Origin of the sequence: Caulobacter sp. Root1455 (assembly GCF_001426905.1) — a bacterium.
Taxonomy (GTDB): Bacteria; Pseudomonadota; Alphaproteobacteria; order Caulobacterales; family Caulobacteraceae; genus Caulobacter.
Genome location: NZ_LMFQ01000003.1, coordinates 37575 through 56072, shown reverse-complemented (window position 1 = coordinate 56072; position 18498 = coordinate 37575). Strand labels below are relative to the sequence as shown.

The following is an 18498-nucleotide window of genomic DNA, read 5'->3' as shown; positions in this document are numbered from 1 at the left end:
CTCAAGGCGCCAGCGTCCAAAAGGTCCCCCATGGGTCGAAAGCGGACTTGCTTCTCCTGGATTTCTCCCTGGGAAGGAGTGTCCCGCGCCGCTTTTCGTGGCTCGCGGCGGGTCGCCGGTGAAAGCGGCCTTGACCGGAGCGCGCGGAGCGGGCTTTCAGGCCGGGACATGAGCTTTTTCCCAGCCGCCCGCCGTCCGTCGATCGAGATCCTCGCCGCATGAGCCGGATCGCCGCGTTCCCGCGCCTGATCGCCGCCGGCTGGGCCCTGGTCCGGGCCGACGCGCTGATCCCACGCGAGGTCGAGCCCGTCCTGCCGCCTTCGGCGCTGTGGGCGGGGCGCGCCTTGCGGCTGTTCGCCGGCGGGGCCGCGCGCCAGGGCCGGCCGGGCGAGCGCCTGGCGCGGGTGCTGGAGCGCGAGGGTCCGGCGGCCATCAAGATGGGCCAGTTCCTGTCGACCCGGGCCGACATCTTCGGGACCCAGTTCGCCGAGGACCTGTCGCACCTGAAGGATCGCCTGCCGGCCTTCCCGCTGGAGGTCGCCAAGGCCGAGGTCGCGCGCGGCCTGGGCCGGCCGCTGGACACGCTCTACGCCAGCTTCGAGGCCTCGATCGCCGCGGCCTCCCTGGCCCAGGCCCATTCGGCCACCTTGCTGGACGGGACCCGCGTGGCCGTGAAGGTCCTGCGGCCGGGAATCGAGCGGCAGGTGACGCGCGACAGCGCCGCCCTGCGCCTGGCCGCCGACCTGGCCGAGCGGCTTGTTCCCGCCGCCCGCCGCCTGCGGCCGCGCCAGTTCGTCGAGGTGGTGATCCGGGCGTTGGACCTGGAGCTGGACCTGCGGTTCGAGGCCGCCGGCTGCGCCGAACTGGGCGAGGCCATGAAGCTCGACCCCTATATGCGCGCGCCCGACGTGGTGTGGGACGGGGTCGGCAAGCGGTTCCTGACCCTGACTTGGGCGTCGGGCCTGGCCCTGTCGGACCCGGCCGCCCTCGAACAGCCGGGCCTGGACCGCAAGGCCCTGGCCGAGGCGGTGACTCGCGGCTTCCTGGCCCAGGCCCTGGACCACGGCCTGTTCCACGCCGACCTGCACGAGGGCAATCTGTTCGTCGGCGCCCCAATTCAGGGAGGGGGGGCCTCGATCGTCGCGGTCGACTACGGCATCCTGGGCCGCCTGGGTCCGGCCGAGCGCAAGTACCTGGCCGAGATCCTGTACGGCTTCCTCAATCGCGACTATCCGCGCGTGGCGGCGGTCCATTTCGACGCCGGCTACGTGCCCGCCCACCAGGACCGCGACGCCTTCGCCCAGGCCCTGCGGGCGGTGGGCGAGCCGGTGTTCGGCCGCGACGCCAGCGACGTCTCGATGGGCCGGCTGCTGGCCCAGCTGTTCGAGATCACCGCCCTGTTCGACATGGCCCTGCGGCCGGAACTGGTGCTGCTGCAGAAAACCATGGTCACGGTCGAGGGCGTGGCCCGCCGCATCGACCCGACCCACGACCTGTGGGCCGCCGCCGATCCGGTGGTGCGCCGCTGGATCGCCCGCGAACTGTCGCCGGCCGCCAAGGTCCGCGAGTTCACCGACGAGGCCGTGCGGGCGATCCGCGCCCTGGCCCGACTGGCCGAGGCGCCGCCCGTCCCGGTCGCCGTCGTCGAGCGGCGGCCCGCCCAGCCGCTGCTGTGGTTCCTGGCCGGCGCGGCGGTGGCGGCCTTGGCCTTCGCCGCGGGGGCGTGGCTGGTCTAGGGGCGGGGTTCACACTCTTGCCCTAGGCTTACGCCGCACGCTCGCGAGCGCCCTGCCGGCGCGCCGTCGGACATTTTACCCCCTCACCCTCCCACGCTTCGCGCGGGCCCCTCCCTCTCCCCATGGGAGAGGGTTTCGGTGAGGTGCTCAGACCTTTACCAAGCTCGCCCTGGGGCGGCGTGGTCGCCGCCCCAGGGTCCCGGTCGCCCGCCAGGCCAACCGGGAAACGAAGGAAAGACGCGGTGGGGCCGTTCGTCTTGCCTTCGGCGCCTCCCCCAAGGCGCGCTCGAACGATGATCTAGCTGTCGCCGGCGCCGGGCGTCCGATCTCGAGACGCGGTGGTCCGTCGGCCCTGGCCCGCCTTCTGGGTCGCCCAATAGGCCGCGCCGTCGTCGGGCTTGAACATCGTGCGCGGCGCGCCCGCCTTGGTGACCACCGCGAAGACGTTGTCCCTGGGGTCGTAGATCAGGGTGTCGCCGTTGGCGCGCGTCAGGGTCTCCGCTCCAGCCGGCGGATGACCGACGAAGGCGTGGGTCTTGCGGACATAGTCGTCGACGTCGGCGGCGGCGAAATCCGCGCCATAGCGCTCGAAACCCCGCTGGGCGTTCTCCTCGGCCGTCCGCGTGCGGTTGGCCGCCCACATCGGCTTGCCCGCCACCTTGCGGACCGGCGCGTCGCGCGGATCGGGCCGGGACGCCGGCGCGCTGTCATAAGCCCCCCCATTGAAGGATTGGGCCTCGCGGTCCGAAGCCGGCTGGACCGCCGAGGCGACATCGCCCGCCTTGGGCGCCTTCACCGCGGAGGCCCCGCCGTCGCAGGCCGCGACGCTCAGGGTCAGGCCGACAACCGCCAGGGCGGAAAGCCAGGACGCACGCCGTACCGTCATGATCGATCTCCGAGCTTTTCCTCTACTTTGACGATTAAGAACGAAGACGGAACGCATGTCGAGTCCCTGTTAAGGTTTTTGCGCGAGGGGGCTTACGCTGGACGTCGCGTCGCTCTATGCGCCTGATGACGCCCCCTCGGGGGCGAGACGCGCCGGAGGCCGACACATGACCGACTCCACTCCCCTTGGCCGAGTTCTTCTGATCGTCGGCGGCGGCATCGCCGCCTACAAGGCGCTGGAGCTGACGCGGCTGCTGCGCAAGGCCGGTGTCGGCGTGCGGCCGATCCTGACCAAGTCGGGCGCCGAGTTCGTCACCGCCCTCTCGCTTGCCGCCCTCTCGGAAGACAAGGTCTATAGCGACCTGTTCTCGCTGACCGACGAGGCCGAGATGGGCCATATCGAACTGTCGCGCTCGGCCGACCTGGTGGTGGTGGCCCCGGCGACCGCCGACCTGATCGCCAAGGCGGCCAACGGCCTGGCCGGCGACCTGGCGTCCACCACCTTGTTGGCGACCGACAAACCCGTGCTGATGGCCCCGGCCATGAACGTGCGGATGTGGCTGCATCCGGCGACCCAGCGCAACCTGGCGACCCTGAAGGCCGACGGCGTGCTGTTCGTCGGGCCCGACGAGGGGGCGATGGCCTGCGGCGAGTTCGGCCCGGGCCGCCTGGCCGAGCCGCCGGTGATCTTCGAGGCGATCATGGCCGCTTTGGAAGGTCCCGCCGCCCGTTCCCAAAAAGGGGGCCCGCTGGCCGGGAAGCACGCCCTGGTCACCGCCGGCCCGACCTTCGAGCCGATCGACCCGGTGCGCGGCATCACCAACCGCTCCAGCGGCCGGCAGGGCTACGCGATCGCCGGCGCCCTGGCCAGGCTGGGCGCGCGGGTGACCCTGGTCAGCGGTCCCGTGTCCCTGCCGACCCCGCCGGGCGTCGACCGCGTCGACGTCGAGACCGCCCGCGACATGCTGGCCGCCTGCCAGGCCGCCCTGCCCGCCGACGTCGGCGTGTTCGTGGCCGCCGTCGCCGACTGGCGCATCGACGAGGTGTTCGGCGTCAAGCTGAAGAAGGACAAGGGCGGCCCGCCGGCCCTGACCTTCGTCGAGAACCCGGACATCCTGGCCACGCTGTCGGCCTCCGGGCCGAAGCGGCCGAAACTGGTGATCGGCTTCGCGGCCGAGACCAACGACGTCGAGGCCCATGCCCGCGCCAAGCTGGCGCGCAAGGGCTGCGACTGGATCATCGCCAACGACGTCACCGAGCCCGGCGTGATGGGCGGCGACGAGAACGCCGTCCTGCTGATCTCCAAGGACAAGACCGAACGCTGGACGCGGGCCGCCAAGGACTCCGTGGCCCACGACCTCGCCCAACGCATAGCCGAGAGCCTTTCATGACCACCCCGCACATCCCCGTCGTCCAACTGGCCCATGCCGAGGGCCTGCCCCTGCCCGCCTACGAAACCAACGGCGCGGCCGGCATGGACCTGCGGGCGGCGGTGGCCGAGGACGCGCCCCTGGTGCTGAAGCCGGGCTCGCGCTTCATGGTCCCCACCGGCCTGGCCTTCGCCGTGCCGCTGGGCTTCGAGGCCCAGGTGCGGCCGCGCTCGGGCCTGGCCGCCAAGGCCGGCGTCACCTGCCTGAACACCCCCGGCACCATCGACAGCGACTATCGCGGCGAGGTGAAGGTGATCCTGATCAATCTGGGCGAGGAGGATTTCACGATCCGCCGGGGCGACCGCATCGCCCAGCTGGTGATCGCGCCGGTGGTCCAGGCCTCTTGGGGCCTGACGACCAGCCTGGACGAGACGGCGCGCGGCGCGGGCGGTTTCGGCTCGACCGGCGGACGCTGAGATCCGGCCCGAGGCGTGAGGGGCGGCGGCGACCAGCCGCCGCGCGTCATCCCGCGTGCAGGGCCGGCGACATCATCAGATAGCCGCCGAAGCCGGCCGCGAAGGCGGCGGCCGCCAGCCACAGGACGGGGCGGAACATCGAGAGCGGGCCGCTACGGGCGTTCATCGGGGCGTTCATGGGCGCTTCCTGGGCGACGGCGCGGAGCGAACAGCCCGCACCTGGAAATACGCGCGCGCGGCTCCCCCGGTTGCGCCGGCGCGAAAAGATTAAGGGGTGATTCGCCCTCCACGAGAAACCCCGGGAACAACACGCTCAAGCAATGTCCGGGCGCGCGGGGCGGACGGCGCCGATCTTTTGCCGCGGTCCCGGTTGATTTTTGGACGGTTGCGTCCATTTATCCCCTTGTCCGGGACGACGGTCCGATATATCGCCCGGGTCACTGGATTGTTTCAGGATTCTAAGTCCATGGCCGCCGCGTCGAAGAAGCTTGTTCCCCTGATCGTCGGCGGCGTGGCCGCCACGGCGCTGGTCGTCGGCGGCGGTCTGTGGTTCGTCGACAAGCAGCGCTACGAAACCACCGACAACGCCTTCGTCCAGGCCGACACCGTGCAGGTCAGCCCGCAGGTCTCCGGCTATGTCGCCGAGGTGCTGGTGGCCGACAACCAGCGGGTCGAGGCCGGCCAGGTCGTCGCCCGCATCGATCCCGCGCCGCTGCAGGCCAAGCTGGACCAGGCCATCGCCAACGCCCAGGCCCTGGAAGCCGCCATCAAGGGCGTCGACGACAAGGCCGCCCTCGAACAGGCGATGATCGCCCAGCGAGCCGCCGGCGTCGCCAGCGCCCAGGCCGACCAGGGCCGCGCCAAGGCCGACCTGATCCGCTACGACGCCCTGGCCAAGCAGGGCTGGGTCTCGGCCCAGAAGGTCCAGACCACCCAGGCCGGCGCCGCCCAGTCGGCCGCCGCCGTCCAAAGCGCCCAGGCCGCCCTGGAAGCCGAACGCCGCACCGCTCAATCCCTCGGCTCGGCCCGCGCCCAGACCGTGGCCCAGGCCGCCGCCGCCCGCGCCGCGGTCGAACAGGCCCGCATCGACCTGGACCGCACCGTGATCCGCGCGCCCGCCGCCGGCGTGGTCGGGGCCCGCGCCGTGCGTCCTGGCCAGCTGGTCCAGCCGGGCGTGGCCCTGATGTCGATCGTGCCGGTCGGCCAGGGCTACATCGTCGCCAATTTCAAGGAGACCCAGGTCAGCCGCCTGCGGGTGGGCCAGCCGGTCGAGATCAAGGCCGACGCCTTCGGCAAGTCGGTGATCCACGGCAAGCTGGACAGCTTCGCCCCGGCCACCGGCCAGGAGTTCGCCCTGATCCCGGTCGAGAACGCCGTGGGCAACTTCACCAAGATCACCCAGCGGCTGCCGGTGAAGATCGTCGTCGAGAAATCGGCGCTGGGCTCGGCCCTGCGTCCCGGCCTGTCGGTCGACGTCAAGGTCGACGTGCGCGACCGCTCGGGCCCGAGCTTCGCCCAGGCCGGCCTGCCCGACGCCGGCCAGTACGCCCAGAAAAGTCAGGCGGGAGGCCAGGCGCGCTAAGGCGCTCCGACCCGGATCGCCGCCATGACCGACGCCGCCCTCCCCGCCAACTCAGCGCCCTCCGCCCCGCCTCAGTCCGCCGGCAAGCCGGCGGCGGCGCCGGAGGTCGACTGGGGCAAGCTGTTCCTCGGTTTCGGGGCCATGGTCATCGGCCAGTTCATGGCCATTCTCGACATCCAGATCGTCGCGGCCTCGCTGCCGCAGATCCAGGCCGGGGTGGGCGCCAGCGCCGACCAGGTCAGCTGGATCCAGACCGCCTATCTGATCCCCGAGGTCGTGATGATCCCGCTGTCGGGCTATCTGTCGCGGCTGTGGGGGACGCAGCGCGTCTATCTGATGTCGTGCACCGGCTTCATCGTCATGAGCGTGCTGACGGGCCTCAGCTCGTCGATCGACATGATGATCATCACCCGGGCCCTGCAGGGCTTCATCGGCGGGGCGATGATCCCGACGGTGTTCGCCGTGGCGTTCACCGCCTTCCCGCCCGAGCGGCGCGTGACGGCCAGCGTGATCATGGGCCTGATCGTCACCCTGGCGCCGACGGTCGGCCCCACCCTGGGCGGCCACCTGACCGAGTGGCTCAGCTGGCGCTGGCTGTTCTTCATCAACGTGCCGACCGGCCTCGTCGTGCTGTTCGGCGTCGCCCGCTGGGGCCAGTTCGACAAGGGCGATCCCAGCCTGGCCAAGGGCTTCGACTGGTTCGGCCTGGCGGTCATGGCCGTCTTCCTGATGAGCATGCAGTTCGTGCTGGAAGAAGGCTCCAAGGACGGCTGGTTCGAGGACAGCGGCATCCTGGCCCTGGCCGTCGTCGCCGCGGTCACCGGCGTGGTCTTCGTCTGGCGGTCGCTGAGCTATCGCAACCCGATCGTCGAGCTGCGGGCCTTCGCCAACCGCAACTTCAGCATCGGCGTGGCCATGACGGCCGTGTCGGGGGCCAGCCTGTTCGGCGGCACCTTCCTGCTGCCGCAGTTCCTGGGCCGGGTGCGGCACTATTCGGCCTCCGAGGTCGGCACCACCATGGTGGTCTCGGGCCTGTCGATGTTCGCCACCGGACCGATCGCCGGCCGGCTGGTGCGCCAGATGGACCCGCGCGTGCCGATGTTCATCGGCTTCATGCTGGCGGGCTTCGGCATGTACATGGCCCACGGCGTGACCAAGGACTGGGGCTTCTGGGAGTTCGCCGGGGTCCAGGCCTGCCGGGGCGTGGGCGTGATGATCGCCATGATCGCCACCCAGCAGGTGACGATGAGCACCCTGCCGCCGCACATGGTCAAGAACGCCTCGGGCCTGGTGAACCTGGCGCGCAACACCGGCGGGGCGATCGGCCTGGCCCTGCTGGCCACCACGATCACCAACCAGACGGCGCTGTACTATATGGGCCTGTCGGACGAGCTCAGCCAGGGCGACGCCCGGATCGCTGGCATGATGCAGGGCCTGGCGGCCCGGATGGCCCAGCTGGGCGTTTCCGATCCCGAGGGCGCCACCCGCAAGGCCATCGGCGGCATGCTGCAGCAGCAGGCCACGGTGCTGGCCTTCGGCGACAGCTTCACCCTGCTGGCCTACGGCTGCTTCATCGCCGCCGTCATCTCGCTGCTGGCCAAGCCGGCCAGGAACGCCCCTCCTCCCCCTTCGGACGCGCACTGACATGCCTAGAGTCGCGGGCCAGATCGACATCGCCAAGACCGAGGCCATTCTCGACGCCGCCGTCGAGGTGATCGGCCAGCGCGGCCTGGGCGCGCCGATGGAGGCCATCGCCAAGCGGGCGGGCGTCTCCAAGCAGACGGTCTACAATCACTACGGCTCCAAGGCCGAGCTGGTCCGGGCGCTGATGGCGCGGCGCGTGGCGGCGATCACCGCCCCGCTGCGCGATCCGGGCGCGATCGACAATCCGCGCGAGGCCCTGGAGGCCTATGCCCGCTCGATGCTGGAGGCCGTGACCGCCGCCAAGGGCCATTCGGTGATGCGGGTGATCATCCAGGGCGCGGGCGAGATGCCCGACGTGGCCCAGGAGGTGTTCGAGGCCGGCCCGCGACAGGCGCGCCGCCAACTGGCCGCCTTCCTGGAGATGGAGACGAAGATCGGCCGCCTGAAGGTCGAGAACTTCGATCAGGCGGCCGAGTTCTTCTCGGGCATGGTCATGGGCCACGGCCAGTTGCGGGCCCTGCTCCGCCTGCCGGCCGACAAGACGCCGGCCGAGTTCGACAACCTGGCGCGCGAGGCCGCCGAACGCTTCATGCGGGCCTACGCCCCATAGAAAAAGGGCCCCGCCGCGCGGCGAGGCCCTTCATCCTGTCGCTTTCGGCCTGGCCCTAGGCCTCTACCTCGTCGGGCATGCCCATCATGTGGAAGCCCGCGTCGACGTGGACCACCTCGCCGGTGGTCGAGCGGCCCAGGTCCGAGACCAGCCACAGCGCCGCGCCGGCGACGCCTTCCATCGAAGTGTCCTCCTTCATGGCGCTGAACGCCCGGCCCTGGGCGATCATGCCGCGGCCGCCGGCGATGCCGGCCAGGGCCAGGGTGCGCATGGCGCCGGCCGAGATGGCGTTGCAGCGGATGCCCTTGGGGCCCAGGTCCCGGGCGATGTAGCGGGTCGCCGCCTCCAGGGCGGCCTTGGCCACGCCCATGGTGTTGTAGTTCGGGATGGTCCGCTCCGACCCCAGATAGGTCATGGTGATCAGCGAGCCGCCGTTCGGCATCAGCTTGGCCGCGCGCTTGGCGACGTCGACGAAGCTGAAGGCCGAGATGTTCATGGCCAGCAGGAAGCCGTCACGGGTGGTGTTGTCGACGAACGAGCCCTTCAACTCGTCCTTGTTGGCGAAGGCCACCGAGTGGACGACAAAGTCGATCGTGCCGAACTTGGCCTCGATGGCGGCGAAGGCCGCGTCCATCGAGGCGTCGTCCGTGACGTCGGCCGGGACCAGGGTGGTGACGCCGATGCTCTCGGCCAGCGGCCGCACGCGGCGCTCGAGAGCCTCGCCCTGGTAGGTGAAGATCATCTCGGCGCCCTGGGCGGCGAGCTGCGAGGCGATGCCCCAGGCGATGGAGTTGTGATTGGCCACGCCCATGACGAGGCCTTTCTTGCCTCGCATCAGCTCGCCCTTGGGGAATGCGTATTCGTCGGCCATGGCTTGGCTCTCCTGGAATCCTTGAGCGCTAGCTAGCAGGAGGAAGACTCCGGCGGAACCCTCCAGACAGGATCGACGTCGAAGCCGGCGGGCGGAAGGTCGCCCAGGGCGCGGGGGGCGTCCACGAAGTCCGGCGACAGCGCTGGCGCGCGGCCATGTCGCGAGCCGCCCGCCCCGCCGGCTAGTCCGCCTTGGTGAAGATCAGCGTGCCGTTGGTGCCGCCGAACCCGAAGCTGTTGGACATCACCGTCGTCAGCGGCTTGTCCGAGCGCTCCAGCAGGATCGGCAGGTCGGCGAACTCGGGATCGAGGTTTTCGATGTTGGCGCTCTTGGCGGCGAAGCCGTTGTCGAGCATCAGGATCGAATAGATCGCCTCCTGCGCCCCGGCCGCGCCCAGGCTGTGGCCGGTCAGCGACTTGGTCGAGGAGATCAGTGGGGCCTTGTCGCCGAACACGTCGCGGACAGCGCCCATCTCCTTGCTGTCGCCGACCGGCGTGGAGGTGCCGTGCGGGTTCAGATAGTCGATGGTCCGGCCGCCGGCCTCGGCCATGGCGATCTTCATGCAGCGCGCCGCGCCCTCGCCGGACGGGGCGACCATGTCGTAGCCGTCCGAATTGGCCGCGTAGCCGACCAGTTCGCCGTAGATCTTGGCCCCGCGCGCCTTGGCGTGCTCGTATTCCTCGAGCACCACGACGCCGGCGCCGCCGGCGATCACGAAGCCGTCGCGGTCCTTGTCGTAGGCGCGGCTGGCCACGGCCGGGCGATCGTTGAAGTTGCTGCTCATCGCGCCCATGGCGTCGAACAGGTTGGACAGGCTCCAGTCCAGCTCTTCGCAGCCGCCGGCGAAGACGATGTCCTGCTTGCCCATCTGGATCTGTTCGGCCGCCGCGCCGATGCAGTGGGCGCTGGTCGCGCAGGCCGAGCTGATCGAGTAGTTGATCCCGCGGATCTTGAACCAGGTCGACAGCACGGCCGACGGGCCCGAGCTCATGGCCTTGGGCACCGCGAACGGACCGATCCGCTTGGGGCCCTTTTCCCGAGTGATGGCCGCCGCCTCGATGATCACCCGCGTGGACGGGCCGCCCGAACCGACGATCAGGCCGGTGCGCTCGTTGGAGATCTCGGACTCTTCCAAGCCGGAATCCGCGATCGCCTGTTCCATGGCGATGTGGGCGTAGGCCGTGCCGGGCGCGAGAAAGCGCGCCGCGCGGCGATCGACCAGGGCTTCCCACGAGTCGAGCTTGACCGTGGCGTGAACCTGGCAGCGGAAACCCAGTTCCGCATATTCCGGCGCGGAGACCACGCCGGACTTGGCTTCACGCAGTGAGGTGAGCACCTCATTGGCGTTGTTGCCGATGGACGAGACGATTCCCAGTCCGGTGACGACGACGCGACGCATGAACAATCCTCTTTTTCTTCCCCTGATCCAGAAGGGGTCGACTCTTAGAGCGGTCGACCCTGCGGCGGGATCAAGACGCCATCTGCTCGGCGGTGAACAGGCCGACCTTCAGGTCCTTGGTTTCGTAGATGACCTTGCCGTCGGCCTCCAGCACGCCGTCGCCAATGCCCATCACCAGCTTGCGCATGATGACGCGCTTCAGGTCGATCTTGTAGACGACCTTCTTGATGTCAGGGGTGACCTGACCGGTGAATTTCACTTCGCCCACGCCCAGGGCGCGGCCGCGGCCGGGACCGCCCGACCAGCCCAGGAAGAAACCGACCAGCTGCCACAGGGCGTCCAGGCCCAGGCAGCCGGGCATGACGGGGTCGCCGATGAAGTGGCAGGCGAAGAACCAAAGGTCCGGATTGATGTCGAACTCGGCCTCGACATAGCCCTTGCCGTACTTGCCGCCTTCGGACTCGATGCGGACGATGCGATCGAACATCAGCATCGGCGGCGCCGGCAGCTGGGCGTTGCCGGGGCCGAACAGTTCGCCTCGGCCGCAGGCCAGGAGCTCGTCGTAGGTGTAGGAACTTTGTTGCATGGCCTCGCCCTAGCACGGCGGTGGGCCGCGCCTCAATGTTACTTTCGGTAACGCCCGTGAACGCCAACCGCTGCAACGGGGCGAAAACGCCCTGTTGCTGGCCCTAGTCCTTGCACTGGACCTGAGGCGCCGCGCCCCAGACCTCGCCTTGCGGCGCCCAGCCTGATTCGCCGCCGGCCTTCAACTTGCACCAGCCCCTTTCGCAACGATCGAGATTGGCCGTGGCGCGGCCGGCCAGATAGGCGGTGACGCGGGCCCCGGCCTTGGGCTGGGCCCGCAACGGCAGCGGCGTGGCCTGAACCCGCATGGCGGTGCGGCGGCCGTCGATCGTGCGCTTGTGCACCCAGGCCAGATTGCCCTCGGGGTCGCAGATCCTGCGCCATTCGCGGGTTTCGGCCACCACCTGCACCGGCAGGCCCTTGACCTTGTAGATCCACAGCAGCCGGTGGGCCTCGTCCGGCCCGACGCGCGCGTTCACCTCGCCGTACTTCAGCGACACATAGCGCGGCACCTCCATGCCCGACGGCGTGACCTTGGGGCCCTGGGCCCAGGCGGCGCCCGCCGCGAGAACGACCCATCCGAAGGCGGCGACGGCTCCCTTCCGTGCGAAGATCGGGGCGCCGAGCGAATGATGTTTGCAATTCGTCGGCATGTTGCTTGGCCGCATGGGGCCCCTTTGCTACAGATTTCAAACACCCGTCAGGGAAGGCTTTTCGAACCGCTCATGTCAGCTCGCAAGCTCAAAGTCATCGTCACCCGCAAACTGCCCGATCCGGTGGAGACGCGGATGTGCGAGCTGTTCGACACCCAGCTGAACGTCACCGACAAACCCTTGACGGCCGATGAACTGGTCGAGGCGATGAATTCGGCCGACGTGCTGGTCCCCACCATCACCGACCGCATCGACAGCCGCCTTCTGTCGCGATCCGGCGACCGGCTCAAGCTGATCGCCAATTTCGGGGCGGGCGTGGACAATATCGACGTCGCCACGGCCAACGCCCGGGGCATCATCGTCACCAACACCCCCGGCGTGCTGACCGAGGACACCGCCGACCTGACCATGACGCTGATCATGGCCGCCTCGCGCCGGGTCGTCGAAGGCGCCGAGGTGGTCAAGGCCGGCGGCTTCCACGGCTGGTCGCCGACCTGGATGCTGGGCCGCCGCCTGTGGGGCAAGCGCCTGGGCATCATCGGCATGGGCCGCATCGGCCAGGCCGTGGCTCGCCGCGCCAAGGCGTTCGGCATGCAGGTGCACTATCACAACCGCAAGCCGGTCAGCCCGCGCATCGCCGAGGAACTGGGCGTCACCTACTGGGAGAGCCTGGACCAGATGCTGGCCCGGATGGACATCATCTCGGTCAACTGCCCGCACACCCCGGCCACCTACCACCTGCTGTCGGCCCGCCGGCTCAAGCTGCTGCGGCCCCAGAGCATCATCGTCAACACCGCCCGCGGCGAGGTGATCGACGAAGGGGCCCTGGCCAACATGCTGGCCCGCGGCGAGATCGCCGGCGCCGGCCTGGACGTCTACGAGCACGAGCCGGCCATCAACCCCAAGCTCCTGAAGCTGCCCAATGTCGTGCTCCTGCCCCACATGGGCTCGGCCACGGTCGAGGGCCGCATCGACATGGGCGAGAAGGTCATCGTCAACGTGAAGACCTTCATGGACGGCCACAGGCCCCCGGACCGGGTGATCCCGTCGATGCTGTAGTCCCGAAGCTTGACCGCGCGCGGCTGGACCGCCAGCGTGGCGCGAGTTCCCCGGGGGTCTGCATGCTTTCACGTCGAGTCTTGGTCGCTTCGGCGGCTTTGACGCCGCTTGTCGCGCGAACGGTGTATGCTGCAACGCCGCCCGCGCCACCGTCGATCAAGGAGCTCCTGATACGGCCCTTCGTGCTGGGCGCGTCGCTCTCGCCGGACGGTGGACGAATCGTCGTGCTTCATCGCGGGATCGAGAAGGGCCGGTACATCTCGTACCTGCTCGTCCACGAGATCGACAAACCCAACGCCCCGCCGCTGATGATCCATCTTGGAGCGTACGATGTCGAACGCGTCGAATGGGGCAATGACGAGCGCCTTCTGCTTTGGATTCTGGTGCACGTCGGAGCGGACGGCCAGCTCCTCGGCATAAAGTACCCCGGCGGGTTCCTGCCGACACCGAGCCGTCGGATGCTGGCGCTCGGCGCCGACGGCGGCGACTCCGTCCTGCTGTTCAGTGGTCAGCCCGAGCTGCTCGGCAGCAATTACGATCTGGGCGACATCGTCGATCCGCTGCTGGACGATCCGCGCCACGTGCTAGTCCAGACCTGGGATGGCCGTCACGGTCGCTATGTCCTGGAGCAGGTCGACATCTACACAGGCGTCGGGACTGAGGTTGAACGCGGCGTCGAGGAAACCTACGGCTGGCTCACCCAGAAGGGCCTGCCGGTCTTGCGCTACGACGCGGGCTTCTGGGGCACCGTCAAGGTCTATGCTCGTGCGCCAGGTGAGCGGGAATGGAAATTCTTCAAGAAACTTCGGCGCGACGAATTCCAGAAACTCGATGGACTGGATGTCGTCGCCACGACGCCCGAGGCCGGTGTCCTGCTCGTGACCCAGACGCCGCCCGGTGAAAACTTCCAGGCCGTTCGACGGTTCGATCTGCGAACGCTCGAAGTGGGCGAGGTTTTCAAACGTCGCCCAGGGTTCGATCTCGAGGGACTCTTCTGCGACGCCGCTCGCAACCCCGTGGCTGAATGTTTTACCGAGGATCGCGCGACCTACGCGTTCCTGGATCCCGTCCTGGACGACGCCTACCAGCAGATCGTCAAGACCTTTGACAAGACCTGCAACGTCGCGCCCATCGACATCAGCCAGGATCACGGGCGGATAGTTCTGACCGTCTCGGGACCGCGAACGCCAACCGAGTATTGGAGTTGCGACCTCCACACTCGGGCGTTGAAGGCTTTGGGAAGGAGCATGCCCTGGCTGCCCAGCGAACGGCTCGCTCCAACGGAAATCCTGAACATCGAAACCCGGAGCAAGGCCCGTCTAACAGCCTACCTCTCGACGCCGATCGCCGCGGCCGTCGCGCCTCGACCGCTGGTGGTCTTGCCTCATGGCGGACCGGAAATGCGTGACAGCGTAGACTTCGACATGTTCGTGCAAGCCCTGGCGGCCCAGGGTTGGCTCGTTCTGCAGCCCAATTTTCGGGGCTCCGGCGGCTATGGACGCGCATTCGCCGACGCGGGACGCCGCCATTGGGGCGACCTGATGCAGGAAGACGTAGAGGATTGCGTCGCTCACCTGGTGGCGTCCGGCCGCGCCGATCCACGCAAGATCGCGATCTGCGGAATCAGCTACGGCGGTTACGCCGCCCTGATGGGATCGGCGCGGCAGCCTGATCTCTATCGCGCGACCGTTTCCATCGCGGGACCGTCGGACCTCCTGGAATTCCTAAGCTGGTCACGCAAGGAGAGCGGCGCGGATTCGCCGACATACGCCTATTGGCTCAAGACGATCGGCGACCCAGGCGCGGACCAAGATATGCTCAAGACCGCCTCGCCTGCTCGACGGGCCGGCGACTTCAAGGCGCCCGTTCTGCTGATCCACGGCACGGAAGACAAGATCGTGCCAGCCCGCCAGTCCGTCCTGATGGCGCAGGCGCTCACCAAGGCCGGCAGGTCAGTCGAGCATGTCGAGCTCAAAGGATTTGGCCACCGTGGATGGAACGCGGAGACCTGGACCAAGGTCATGGAAACCTCGATCGCCCACATAGCCACGGCGTTCGCCTAGCCGCCGCAGCTCGGACACGCCGGGTCCGCCCCGATCCGGACCGTGCGCGTCTCCGCCGCCAGGGCGTCGTAGATCAGCAGGCGGCCGGCCAGGCTCTGGCCGGCGCCGGTGATCACCTTGACCGCCTCCAGGGCCATCATCGAACCGATCACCCCCGCCAGGGCTCCGACCACGCCGACCATCGCGCAGGTCTCGGCGTCGGGCGGGATCTCGGGGACAAGGCAGCGGTAGCAGGGCCGGCCCTGGAACACCCCGACCTGGCCGGTCCAGCGGCCCAGGGCCCCGCTGACCAGGGTCTTGCCCTCGGCCAGGCACGCGTCGCTGACCGCGAAGCGGGTCGCGAAATCGTCGGCGCCGTCCAGCACCAGGTCATACCGGGAAATCAACGCCCGGGCGTTGGCCTCACCCAGCCATACCGGGTGGGTTTCGATCCTCAGATGCGGGTTCAGGGCGGTCAGGTGCTCGGCGGCGGCCTCGACCTTGGGCCGGCCCGCGTCGGCGGTGGCGAACAGCACCTGGCGCTGCAGGTTCGACAGCGAGACGGCGTCGGCGTCGACCAGGCCAAGAGTCCCCACCCCTGCGGCGGCCAGATACAGGGCGGCCGGCGCGCCCAGGCCCCCGGCCCCGACCACCAGCACCCGCGCGGCCTTCAGTTTCTGCTGGCCCGGTCCGCCGATCTCGCGCAGCACCAGATGGCGGGCGTAACGTTCGACCTCGGCGTCGGAAAAGCTCATCGCGCTTGACCCTCGGGCTCGGCCTCGCCACATGCGAAGCCATGCAAAGCTCCAATTCCTTCCCCGACTGGCATGGCACGACCATTCTGGCGGTGCGCAAGAACGGTCAGACCGTGATCGCCGGCGACGGACAGGTCTCCATGGGCCCAACCGTCGTCAAGGGCAACGCCCGCAAGGTGCGCCGCCTGGCCGGCGGCAAGGTGGTGGCCGGCTTCGCCGGGGCCACGGCCGACGCCTTCACCCTGATCGAGCGGCTGGAAGCCAAGCTGGAGCAGTATCCCGACCAGCTGGCCCGGGCCTGCGTCGACCTGGCCAAGGACTGGCGCACCGACCGCTACCTGCGCCGGCTGGAGGCCATGCTGCTGGTGGCGGACGCGACCTCGATCTACACGGTCACCGGCGTGGGCGACGTGCTGGAGCCGGGCGAGAGCCAGGGCGGCGGCTCGGTGGCGGCCATCGGCTCGGGCGGCAACTACGCCCTGGCGGCGGCCAAGGCCCTGATCGACCAGGACCTGAGCGCCGAGGAGATCGCCCGCAAGGCGATGGCCATCGCCGCCGAGATCTGCGTCTACACCAACGGCAATCTGACGGTGGAAACCGTCTGATTTCCCGCCGTTACGCGGAATTCACGAGCCAATGGCCTCGCGGGGCGCTTAGCTCGGCGCGGGAGGCCTCCACATGCTCAAGACCGTCCTGATCGCCTGCGCCCTGCTGGTCGCCACGCCGACCTCGGCGGCCCAGCCCTCGTTCTCCGGACCCTCGCCCGCCGAGATCGAGAAGGCCGAGCGCGCCTTCGCCGCCGACGGCCTGGCCCTGGGCATCCGGGACTCGTTCCTCGCCCACATGGCCGACGACGCCGTCGTCTTCCGGCCGGGACCGGTCAGCGCCAAGGCGCTCTACGAAAAACGCCCGTCCAGCAAGACGCCGAAGCTGGAATGGTGGCCGCAGAAGGTGGTGATCGCCCGTTCCGGGGACCTCGGCCTTTCGGTCGGCCCCTCGGCGGTGAACGGCCAGCGCGGCGGCTACTACGCCACGATCTGGCGCAAGGGTCCGGACGGCCGGTGGAAGTGGATCTACGACGGCGGCGCCGAGGCCGACGCGGCGCGCGCGCCCGACGCCTCGACTCCGGCGATCCAAGGCCCGACGGCCACAAGGGGCTCCAGATCGCCCGCCGACGCCCTGGCGGCGGTCCGATCCGCCGAGAACGGCCTGGCCAAGGCGGCGATCGACGACGCGCCCAAGGCCTATCGCGCCGCCCTGGCGTCCGATGCCTGGCTGACCGGCCCCAGCGGAACCGAAGGCCTGGCGCCGTCCGACCTCGCCGAGCGGATCGGCCGGCGCCCGCCTCGCATGACGATCAGGATGGACGGGGGCGGCGCCTCCGCGGCGGGCGACTTCGTCTGGACCCACGGAACGGCCGCCTGGTCCGGCCCGTCTGACACCCCGGTCAACACGCACTATATGCATGTCTGGCAAAGGCGCGCCGAAGGGTGGCGCCTGATCTTCGAGACCTTGAACACGGACAAATGACCGAATTCTCCCCCCGCGAAATCGTCTCCGAACTCGACCGCTACATCGTCGGCCACACCGACGCGAAGAAGGCCGTCGCCGTGGCCCTGCGCAACCGCTGGCGCCGCCGCCGGGTGCCGGCCGACCTGCGCGACGAGGTCACGCCCAAGAACATCCTGCTGATCGGCCCCACGGGCGTGGGCAAGACCGAGATCGCCCGCCGCCTGGCCCGCCTGGCCCAGGCGCCCTTTCTCAAGGTGGAGGCCACCAAGTTCACCGAGGTCGGCTATGTCGGCCGCGACGTCGACCAGATCGTCCGCGACCTGGTGGAGAGCGCCCTGGCCATGGTCCGCGACAAGCGGCGCGCCGGCGTGCGCGCCAAGGCCGAGGCGGCCGCCGAGGACCGCATCCTGGACGCCCTGACAGGTCCCGCCGCCAGCGCGGCCCGCGACAGCTTCCGCAAGAAGCTGCGGGCCGGCGAGCTGGACGACAAGGAGGTCGAGCTGCAGCTGGCCGACACCGGCGGCGGCATGTTCGAGATCCCCGGCCAGCCCGGCGCCTCGGTGCTGAACCTGTCGGAAATGATGAAGTCGTTCGGCGGCGGGCGCACCAAGACCCACAAGACCACCGTCGTCGGCGCCTGGGCTCCGCTGATCGCCGAGGAGAGCGACAAGCTCCTGGACCAGGAGGCCCTGACCCAGGAGGCCCTGGAGCTGGCCGAGAACCACGGCATCGTCTTCCTGGACGAGATCGACAAGGTCGCCTCCTCCGGCCAGCGCGGCGGCGGCGACGTCAGCCGCGAAGGCGTGCAGCGCGATCTGCTGCCGCTGATCGAGGGCACGACCGTTTCGACCAAGTACGGTCCGGTGAAGACCGACCACATCCTGTTCATCGCCTCGGGCGCCTTCCACGTGGCCAAGCCGTCGGACCTGCTGCCCGAGCTGCAGGGCCGCCTGCCGATCCGGGTGGAGCTGAAGGGCCTGACCCGCGACGACCTGCGCCGCATCCTGACCGAGCCGGAAGCCAACCTGATCCGCCAGCACCAGGCCCTGATGCTGACCGAGGGCGTGACCCTGCTGTTCAGCGACGAGGCCATCGACGCCGTCGCCGACGCGGCCGTGGCGGTCAACGCCTCGGTCGAGAACATCGGCGCCCGCCGCCTGCAGACCATCCTGGAAAAGGTGGTCGAGGAAATCAGCTTCTCGGCGGCCGATCGCTCGGGCGAAACGGTGACCGTGGACGCGGCCTATGTGCAGGAACGCATCGGCGCTCTGGCGGCCAACGCGGATCTGAGCCGGTTCATCCTGTGAAACTGGAAAAAA

General features: G+C 69.3%; 18 protein-coding genes. 11 read left to right on the top strand and 7 right to left on the bottom strand.

The annotated features are described in order from the left end of the window. Window positions 1-218 precede the first annotated feature (218 nt). On the top strand, window positions 219-1736 hold the full coding sequence (ubiB, locus tag ASD21_RS03685; protein ID WP_056436974.1) for a 2-polyprenylphenol 6-hydroxylase: 1518 nt from the start codon (window positions 219-221) through the stop codon (window positions 1734-1736). 298 nt (window positions 1737-2034) lie between these two features. Here the strand turns inward: ubiB and ASD21_RS03680 are convergent, their stop codons facing one another. Continuing rightward, on the bottom strand, window positions 2035-2622 hold the full coding sequence (locus ASD21_RS03680; protein ID WP_056436973.1) for a hypothetical protein: 588 nt from the start codon (window positions 2620-2622) through the stop codon (window positions 2035-2037). 166 nt (window positions 2623-2788) lie between these two features. On the opposite strand from ASD21_RS03680, the gene coaBC reads away from it, so the two are divergent. Together coaBC and dut are read left to right on the top strand one after the other, a co-directional pair. Next, complete coding sequence (coaBC, locus tag ASD21_RS03675; protein ID WP_056436972.1) at window positions 2789-4012, top strand: bifunctional phosphopantothenoylcysteine decarboxylase/phosphopantothenate--cysteine ligase CoaBC; 1224 nt, start codon at window positions 2789-2791, stop codon at window positions 4010-4012. Beyond that, window positions 4009-4467 (top strand): dUTP diphosphatase, encoded by a 459-nt coding sequence (dut, locus tag ASD21_RS03670; RefSeq protein ID WP_056436971.1) that lies wholly within the window; start codon window positions 4009-4011, stop codon window positions 4465-4467. The genes coaBC and dut overlap by 4 nt, the downstream gene beginning before the upstream one ends. Window positions 4468-4513: 46 nt before the next feature. On the opposite strand, the gene ASD21_RS24570 is transcribed toward dut, so the two are convergent. Continuing rightward, window positions 4514-4645, bottom strand: a complete 132-nt coding sequence (locus tag ASD21_RS24570; RefSeq protein WP_235523735.1) for a hypothetical protein — start codon at window positions 4643-4645, stop codon at window positions 4514-4516. 288 nt (window positions 4646-4933) lie between these two features. Between ASD21_RS24570 and ASD21_RS03665 the strand changes: the two genes are divergently transcribed. The 3 genes from ASD21_RS03665 to ASD21_RS03655 are packed head-to-tail and all read left to right on the top strand — an operon-like array spanning window position 4934 to window position 8303. Then, a complete protein-coding gene (locus tag ASD21_RS03665) occupies window positions 4934-6049 on the top strand; it encodes an HlyD family secretion protein (RefSeq protein ID WP_056436966.1) in 1116 nt (371 codons plus the stop codon). 24 nt (window positions 6050-6073) lie between these two features. Continuing rightward, window positions 6074-7693 (top strand): DHA2 family efflux MFS transporter permease subunit, encoded by a 1620-nt coding sequence (locus ASD21_RS03660; RefSeq protein ID WP_056436964.1) that lies wholly within the window; start codon window positions 6074-6076, stop codon window positions 7691-7693. 1 nt (window position 7694) lies between these two features. Then, window positions 7695-8303: a TetR/AcrR family transcriptional regulator gene (locus ASD21_RS03655; RefSeq protein ID WP_056436961.1), complete on the top strand. Its 609-nt coding sequence runs from the start codon at window positions 7695-7697 to the stop codon at window positions 8301-8303. Window positions 8304-8358: 55 nt separating this feature from the next. On the opposite strand, the gene ASD21_RS03650 is transcribed toward ASD21_RS03655, so the two are convergent. From ASD21_RS03650 to ASD21_RS03635, 4 genes are all read right to left on the bottom strand, one after another. Continuing rightward, window positions 8359-9174, bottom strand: a complete 816-nt coding sequence (locus ASD21_RS03650) for an enoyl-ACP reductase FabI (protein ID WP_056436959.1) — start codon at window positions 9172-9174, stop codon at window positions 8359-8361. Window positions 9175-9355: 181 nt separating this feature from the next. Further along, window positions 9356-10573 (bottom strand): beta-ketoacyl-ACP synthase I, encoded by a 1218-nt coding sequence (gene fabB, locus ASD21_RS03645; RefSeq protein WP_056437122.1) that lies wholly within the window; start codon window positions 10571-10573, stop codon window positions 9356-9358. Window positions 10574-10643: 70 nt separating this feature from the next. Further along, window positions 10644-11159, bottom strand: coding sequence for a 3-hydroxyacyl-[acyl-carrier-protein] dehydratase FabA (fabA, locus tag ASD21_RS03640; protein ID WP_056436956.1), 516 nt, complete (start codon window positions 11157-11159; stop codon window positions 10644-10646). Window positions 11160-11262: 103 nt separating this feature from the next. Beyond that, a complete protein-coding gene (locus ASD21_RS03635; protein WP_235523736.1) occupies window positions 11263-11826 on the bottom strand; it encodes an SH3 domain-containing protein in 564 nt (187 codons plus the stop codon). Between the two features lie 57 nt (window positions 11827-11883). Here ASD21_RS03635 and ASD21_RS03630 point away from each other — a divergent pair, with 57 nt between their 5' ends. Then, the gene (locus ASD21_RS03630; RefSeq protein ID WP_056436953.1) at window positions 11884-12870 is read left to right on the top strand and encodes a 2-hydroxyacid dehydrogenase; all 987 of its coding nucleotides are present in this window, start codon (window positions 11884-11886) and stop codon (window positions 12868-12870) included. 62 nt (window positions 12871-12932) lie between these two features. Further along, window positions 12933-14933, top strand: coding sequence for an alpha/beta hydrolase family protein (locus ASD21_RS03625; RefSeq protein ID WP_082554615.1), 2001 nt, complete (start codon window positions 12933-12935; stop codon window positions 14931-14933). On the opposite strand, the gene ASD21_RS03620 is transcribed toward ASD21_RS03625, so the two are convergent. Beyond that, complete coding sequence (locus tag ASD21_RS03620) at window positions 14930-15667, bottom strand: HesA/MoeB/ThiF family protein (RefSeq protein ID WP_056436947.1); 738 nt, start codon at window positions 15665-15667, stop codon at window positions 14930-14932. The two genes, ASD21_RS03625 and ASD21_RS03620, sit on opposite strands and share 4 nt — an antisense overlap. Window positions 15668-15672: 5 nt before the next feature. On the opposite strand from ASD21_RS03620, the gene hslV reads away from it, so the two are divergent. The 3 genes from hslV (at window position 15673) to hslU (ending at window position 18486) form a co-directional block, all read left to right on the top strand. Next, window positions 15673-16272, top strand: a complete 600-nt coding sequence (gene hslV / locus ASD21_RS03615; RefSeq protein WP_162250203.1) for an ATP-dependent protease subunit HslV — start codon at window positions 15673-15675, stop codon at window positions 16270-16272. A gap of 73 nt (window positions 16273-16345) precedes the next feature. After that, window positions 16346-17197 (top strand): nuclear transport factor 2 family protein, encoded by an 852-nt coding sequence (locus ASD21_RS03610; protein WP_056436941.1) that lies wholly within the window; start codon window positions 16346-16348, stop codon window positions 17195-17197. Continuing rightward, the gene (gene hslU / locus ASD21_RS03605) at window positions 17194-18486 is read left to right on the top strand and encodes an ATP-dependent protease ATPase subunit HslU (protein ID WP_056436938.1); all 1293 of its coding nucleotides are present in this window, start codon (window positions 17194-17196) and stop codon (window positions 18484-18486) included. Before ASD21_RS03610 ends, hslU begins: the two co-directional genes overlap by 4 nt. Window positions 18487-18498 lie beyond the last annotated feature (12 nt).